Source organism: Streptomyces sp. NPDC001985 (genome assembly GCF_040296845.1).
Lineage (GTDB): Bacteria > Actinomycetota > Actinomycetes > Streptomycetales > Streptomycetaceae > Streptomyces.
The window spans coordinates 63,057-69,366 of the sequence record NZ_JBEOYB010000046.1; the positions used below are offsets into that span (position 1 = coordinate 63,057).

A 6,310-nucleotide genomic window follows, 5' to 3' on the forward strand; every position below is an offset into this window, starting at 1 on the left:
GGGGCTGGGCGGCGCCGGCGGCGAAGGCCTGAGGCACGTCCCGGAGCGCGTGCCCCGGGACACCGGTTCCGCCCGGGGCCGAGAGAGGCCGAAGGGGTCCGCGGAGACCGCTCGTCCCGCGCTGATGCCTGTAGCTTGCCCTCATGCTGCTGCACACATCGCGCATACAGTTGCCGGCGCTCGGCACCGTTCTCTGTGTCCTCGCTGCCCTTCTGCTTCTCGGCCCGGCGGCGACCCCCGCCCGGGCTGCGACGCCGTTCGCTCCGGTCGACCCGGCGACCGTGGCCGCGTTCCAGCTCAGAGCCGGGAGCACCTTCACCGACTACGACAGGGCCATCACCGCCGTCGAGGCGCAGGGGGCGGTCACTGTCCGCAACGCCACCCAGGTCCTCACCTCGGGCGGTCGCACCGGCCGGCCGGGGTTGTGTCACGGCACCGGGCTCGCCACCCGGCTCGACCCGGGCGGCTTCTGCTGGGACGCCGCCGACGACACCTCCAACTCGTACACCGATGCCGGGGGCTGGACCCCGCAGGGCCTGACCGGTTCCCACGACGCCCAGCCGAACGGCCTGTGGGAGGGCCGCACGGCCTCTCTGGCCTCCTGGCACTTCAGCCGGGGCATGCAGGGCCCGAACCCGGTGCCCAACGAGTTCACCCGGGTCAGCCTGGTGAACGCCGAGAACAACCAGATCCGCTACAACCATCTGCTGCTGGTGCGGCCCACTCTCGGCGCCGACGGGAAGGGGAACTTCACCAAGGTCGGCGCGCACGCCGACGGCGTCGTCTGGTACGGCAACAAGGTCTTCGTCGCCAACGGCCGCTGGCTCCAGGTCTACGACCTCCGGCACATCTGGAAGGTCAACTCCAGCACGGAGGCCGTGGGCGTCAACGGTGGTGCCTCCTCCGCCCGGTGGAGCAACTACGCGCTGCCAATGATCGGCGAATACGTCACCACCGCCGACGGCGGAGCCTGCTCGGTCACCACCGGCGACCGCCCCTGCCTCAATTCGCTGAGCCTGGACCGCACCGGCCAGGACGGCCTGGTCTCCGCCGAGTACAAGCGCGGCGCGGCCGGCGGCCGGGTGATCCGCTGGGCCCTCAACGCGGACACCGCCCTGCCTCACGGACACGCCACCGCGGCCTACTCCTCGCCGATCTGGGCCATGCAGGGCGCGGCCACCGACGGAACCGACTGGTATCTGGCCGGCGACTGCCCCCAGGGCGTGGGCGACGGATCAGGCGACCCCTCCGGGGCCCGCTACTCCTGCATCCACAAGACACGTCCCGGCGCCGCGCCCCACGTACTGACCACGTCCCCGGTCTACACCCAGAACCTCGGCTACGCGCCCGCAACCGGCCGGATCTGGGGCCTCAACGAACGAATCAACTCCACCACCGGAGTACGCGTGGTCTTCTCCATCACCCGCAGCTGAAACCAGTCGCTACCGCACACCACTGTGGGACAGCGCGTTCGGGTTGCCGTGCCCGTAGGGGCCGGTGGCCTGCGGGGCCGCGTTCGGCGAGGTCGGTGTCGACCCCGACCCCGACCCCGAAGCGGCGACATTTCGAGCGCGACCCCCGAGCCGACCACGACGTAGCTGGTCCACGGAACCGGTGGGATAGCGGCCGCTCCGGCAGATACGGCGGCCGGGTCGGATGACACCTTCCGCCGGGCCGCCCGACACGGCCGAGGTCGGGCCGGCATCACGAGCGCCATGAAGGAGACACGCGAGCCTTCGAGGAGAGTGCGGGTCTTCCTTCGATGACGACCACGTCGCCGCCGACAAGGACGGGCGGAGATCGACCGCGGTGTCGGCTACGAGGAAACACCGTGCCACAGGTCGGTGCTGTGCTCGTCGATGAGGGCCCTGATATGACTGAGGACATCGTCGGCGGGCAGCGGGTCGAGTCGCTGACCGGTGCGCAGGCGCACTGCCACATGGCCGTCGTTGGCTTCCTTGGCGCCGATAACGGCCTGGTAGGGCACGAGGCGGGCCGCCCGGATGCGGGCGCCCAGAGTCCCGTCGTGCGGTCCGGAGATCTTGGCGCGCAGGCCGAGGCCGATGCACCGCTGGGCGAGTGCGTGGGCGTTCGGCATCTCGGTGTCGGAGATCGGGAGGATCATCAGCTGGGTGGGGGCGAGCCAGGCGGGGAAGGCCCCGCCGTGCTGTTCAATGAGGTGGGCGACGACACGTTCGACGCTGCCGATGATGCTGCGGTGGATCATGACGGGACGGTGTTTCGCTCTGTCGGCGCCGATGTAGTGCAGGCGTGCCGTACGGCCGCGCCGTCGGGAAGCCAGTAGGGAAGTCCCGAGCCGATCAGCGGGTCGGTGTCGAACAGGTTCAGCTCACGGCCGAGCTTGCGGTGGTCGTGCACGATGGTCTCCTCGCGTGGTTCGGGCGAGTAACCGTCGGGGGGAACGACGAAGCCCCGGGGCACTCGCCCCGGGGCTTCGTCCAAGTCATAGCTCAGCGCGCCGGGACACTGTCCGGCGTCGTCGTCATGCTTGCGGCGCGCTTCATGAACTTCACGTCAGCACCTCCGCGGGCCGCGTCAGGTGCCGAACACGACGGGTACTCCGGTTGTGCCGGCCCGCCGGTGTGGTGGACCTTGACGAAGGCTGTCACGCTTCGTGTTCGCGGTAAGGAGTACTTCTGAGAGATCGCGGACTCTCACTGAGCCGTGTCTGGTTTGCCGCGACCTTCGTTCTTGAGGCCTCTCGCGGAACGGCTTCCACATCAGGCCCTTTCGCGTAGCGTCTGCGACATGCCAGTGCTCGCCGAACCTGCCGCCACCATCGAGCGGTTCGACTGCCCTGCCCGTGAAGCGCCCGCCGGAAGCACCTGCCGCACCCCCGCCGGCCGCGATCCCGGTCGTCCCTGGGAGAGGGACCCAGCTGTCGAGGCCGAGCCGCCCCGGGAAGCCGCGACACAGCACACCAGGGTGGGTACGCCCGTTTCCACGTGGGCAGTAACGCGTCAAAAACAGTGAGTTTTCGCTCGTATGTTCCACGGGGTGAAGCCGCTCGGGAGACTGGGTTCGGAGGCGCGCTCCGCGCCCGTGCCACGTTCCGTGTCCCATGCCGGAACGTGGCGGGCACAGCGGGGTGCGATGATCTTTCCGGACGGGGGAAAGCGTGATCGAGACTGTTTTCAGAAGTGAGGATGTGCCCGCCGCGGACCGGTTCGAGAGCTGGCGTGAGCTGGTGCAGCGGGCGCACGCGCCCGTGGAGCTGGTCAGTGAGCACCGGGCGGACTTCCGGGCGTCGCAGCGGCTGCTGGAGTTCGGCGGGGTGACGGTGTGGCCGTCGAGGTTTCAGCCGGTGCGGTTCCTGCGGACGCCGAGGCTGGTCCGGCAGTCGGACCCCGAGCGGGTCAACCTCTCGCTGCCCACGCGGGGGACGCTGAACGTCACCCGGGACGACGACCGTGAAGCGGCCTACGATCCGTTCAGCTTCTGCCTCGTCGACAGCTCACGGAGCGTGGACGTGCGGGCCGGCGGCCCCCACGAGGGCATCGGCTTCGACATCCCCAGAGCCCTGTTGCCCCTCCCGGCGGACTCGATCTCCCAACTGACCGGCTACCGGTTCTCCGCACGGGAGGGGACCGGCGCCCTGCTGGCGGACTTCCTCACCCGGCTCTCCACCGACACCCACTCCTTCCACCCCTCCGACGGCCCCCGGCTGGCCATCATCGCCGTGGACCTGGCATCCGCCCTGTTCGCCAAAGCCCTCGACGCCGGCCGAGCACTGCCCCCGGAGTCCCGCACCCGAACCCTCACCCTGCGGCTCCAGGCCTTCATCCGCACACACCTGCACGACCCCGCCCTGACACCCGCGTCGGTCGCCGCAGCACACCACATCTCCATCAGCTACCTGCACCGCCTCTTCCGCGACCAGGGCACCACGGTCGCCGCCCTCATCCGCCGCCTGCGCCTGGAAGGCGCCCGCCGCGACCTCACCGGCCCCGCGTTCCTGGACACCCCCATCGGCGACATCGCACTCCGCTGGGGATTCACCTCCCACGCCTCTTTCACCCGTACCTTCCACACCGCCTTCGGCCTCTCCCCCCGCGACTGCCGACACCAGGCAGTGGACTCCACGGCAAGCGAAAACGGCACTTCTCGCTAACGACTCGGACGGGTCCACCTCGCACCCTGGTGTCCCGGGGAATCGCGGCGACGACGGGATACCGACATGGTGAAGACCACGCTCGGGCAAGGAGCCATGGTCGGCGCACCACCTCTCCGGAGCCGTGCAACCACCGGCCAATGGTCAGGCGCAGCCGAGAGGTTCCACACCGAAGAGGAAGAAGTTGCTTGTAGGCACTGTCCTCGTAGGAGTCCTTGTTGCACCTGCCCCAATCACCCGATCCCAGCCCGCTGGTGCATCTTCCGGACCGGTAGGAGACCCAGTTTCTGCCGGCGTTCCGCAACTGGTTCTGCCAGTCCGCGTACACGTCCATACCGTCCCACTCCAGGTCCCTCAGGTACCAGGAGTCTCCGTACTTCCTGAAGCGGCTGTTGGCCATGAGACTCACCGGACAGGTGGCGTCCGAGGGCGGACCGCTCGCGACCGCCTTGTCCGACTCCGCCGCTTCGACATCTGGGAGCGGCGCGGCCGACGCCGCGCTGGTGAGCGTGGCGCACAGTAAGGCACCTGTCATGGCAAGCGACGCTAAGATCTTCCGAGCATTCAAGGGTGGTTACGGCAGCAGGGTTCGCTGGCGTGCCTGTAGAGATCAGCCGCTGTCGCCGGACACATGCGGTAGCGGGGCAACCTGGGTCAAAAATGATGGATGACAGACCGGCCGAGCGGCACGGGGCCGGCGCAGACCACGCCCAGCCCGTGCGGACCGGCTGTCAACTCCTCTCTCTGAATCACCTTTGGTCAGGGGGCCCTGGAACGGGCGCGCGCAGCGGGTGGTTCACCTGCCGAGGCTGTTCCAGCCGTCCGGCAGATCACAAGGCGGAGTGGTGCGGTAGCCGACGGGGCCGGCTGTAGGCGGCCCGGAGAATCCCGCTGAGCGCGCGGCAGACGCGAAGCCCCAGTGCGCACAGCCATGAGGTGGACTGGTGCCGTGTGCAGCGCGGTGTCCACGAGGTCGGCGTGGACGTGCTCCTCTCGATGGCGTCAGCGTCGGCTTCGCCGCCCAGCGGGGTGCCGTCGCCGACAGGCCGGTCGATGTCGGCGCGATCACCGGCCCAAGCATGGATGACGACCAGGCCCCGACCGAGTTCGAGGCCGTCATGCGCGAGATCCATGGCGACGGTCCCTTCCAGCCCCGCACCCATCAGCCGGACGGTGGCACCTCCGGGCCCGCGCTCTCCTTGAACGCCCCGCCCGCGCGGAGTCGCCCGACGCTCAGCGTCTCGTCTCGTACCTGGTCAGGATCACGCCGTCGGGAAGCGTCCGCGTCTCCACCAGGTTCAGGTTCACCCAGTTGTCCAGCGCGGTGAAGAACGACGTGCCGCCGCCCACCAGGACGGGCGCGGTGGCCAGTACGTACTCGTCGATCAGCCCTGCCCGCATGGCCGCCCCGGCGAGTGTCGCGCCGGCGATGTCCATCGGGCCGCCGTCCTCGGCCTTGAGCCGGGTGATCTCGGCGACCGCGTCGCCGGTGACCAGACGGGTGTTCCAGTCGACCTTGCCGATCGTCGAGGAGAACACCACCTTCGACATGTCCCGCCAGCGGCGCGCGAACTCGATCTCCGCCGGGGTGGCGTCGGGCTGCTGGTCGCCGGTCGGCCAGTGGGAGCTCATCGTCTGCCACAGCCTGCGCCCGTACAGCGACAGGCCGGTCGCCCGCAACTGGTCGGACCAGAACTGGAACAGCTCGTCGCTCGGCACACTCCAGCCGATGTCGTCGCCGGGCGCGGCGATGTAGCCGTCCAGGCTCAGGTTCATGCCGTAGATCAGTTTTCGCATGGCGCCAGCCTTCCGTACGTCGGTCTCACGTGTACGGACCGGCGCGGCGTGTGAGACTCGTCGGCGCGCGATCTGAGCCCACGGGTAGTCCTTGTGCGCTCGGTGGCTCGGCCGCAGAGTCTGTGTTCCGCCGCGAGGGCGGGGAGTCCCCGCGCGTGGTGGGGGACGTGATCAGCGCGTACCGCGTCGGGTGGACGGCGAAGGTCCCCCCCCCCGACATCGTCCGGGCCGTGGCCGGCAACGAGCGGATGGGGAGGCTTGCTCGCTGATCTCCCTGTCCGTGCCCGCCCGCGCGGGAGTAGTCCGGTCAGCCGGTCCTGCCGCTGCTCCTGCCGCCCGTCGCCTCACAGCCCCCGCCCCGGGCGGGGGCTGTGAGGCGAC

At 69.6% G+C, this 6,310-nt stretch carries 5 protein-coding genes and 1 pseudogene; 2 read left to right on the forward strand and 4 right to left on the reverse strand.

Going from position 1 to position 6,310, the window contains the following annotated elements; all coding sequences use genetic code 11:
- The first annotated feature begins 143 nt into the window (after window positions 1-143).
- Window positions 144-1,433 carry a hypothetical protein gene (locus ABT122_RS21345; protein WP_351554387.1) on the forward strand — a complete coding sequence of 430 codons (1,290 nt, stop codon included), beginning with the start codon at window positions 144-146 and terminating at the stop codon, window positions 1,431-1,433.
- A 383-nt stretch (window positions 1,434-1,816) separates the two neighbouring features.
- Here ABT122_RS21345 and ABT122_RS21350 read toward each other — a convergent pair.
- A pseudogene (locus tag ABT122_RS21350) lies at window positions 1,817-2,269 on the reverse strand (His/Gly/Thr/Pro-type tRNA ligase C-terminal domain-containing protein); the annotation flags it as partial.
- Window positions 2,224-2,379: a hypothetical protein gene (locus ABT122_RS21355; protein ID WP_351554390.1), complete on the reverse strand. Its 156-nt coding sequence runs from the start codon at window positions 2,377-2,379 to the stop codon at window positions 2,224-2,226. The pseudogene ABT122_RS21350 and the gene ABT122_RS21355, both read right to left, overlap by 46 nt.
- A 760-nt stretch (window positions 2,380-3,139) precedes the next feature.
- On the opposite strand from ABT122_RS21355, the gene ABT122_RS21360 reads away from it, so the two are divergent.
- Window positions 3,140-4,132 (forward strand): AraC-like ligand-binding domain-containing protein, encoded by a 993-nt coding sequence (locus ABT122_RS21360; protein WP_351554392.1) that lies wholly within the window; start codon window positions 3,140-3,142, stop codon window positions 4,130-4,132.
- 830 nt (window positions 4,133-4,962) lie between these two features.
- On the opposite strand, the gene ABT122_RS21365 is transcribed toward ABT122_RS21360, so the two are convergent.
- The gene (locus tag ABT122_RS21365; RefSeq protein WP_351554394.1) at window positions 4,963-5,295 is read right to left on the reverse strand and encodes a hypothetical protein; all 333 of its coding nucleotides are present in this window, start codon (window positions 5,293-5,295) and stop codon (window positions 4,963-4,965) included.
- A gap of 70 nt (window positions 5,296-5,365) precedes the next feature.
- Complete coding sequence (locus ABT122_RS21370; protein WP_351554397.1) at window positions 5,366-5,929, reverse strand: dihydrofolate reductase family protein; 564 nt, start codon at window positions 5,927-5,929, stop codon at window positions 5,366-5,368.
- Window positions 5,930-6,310: the final 381 nt, after the last annotated feature.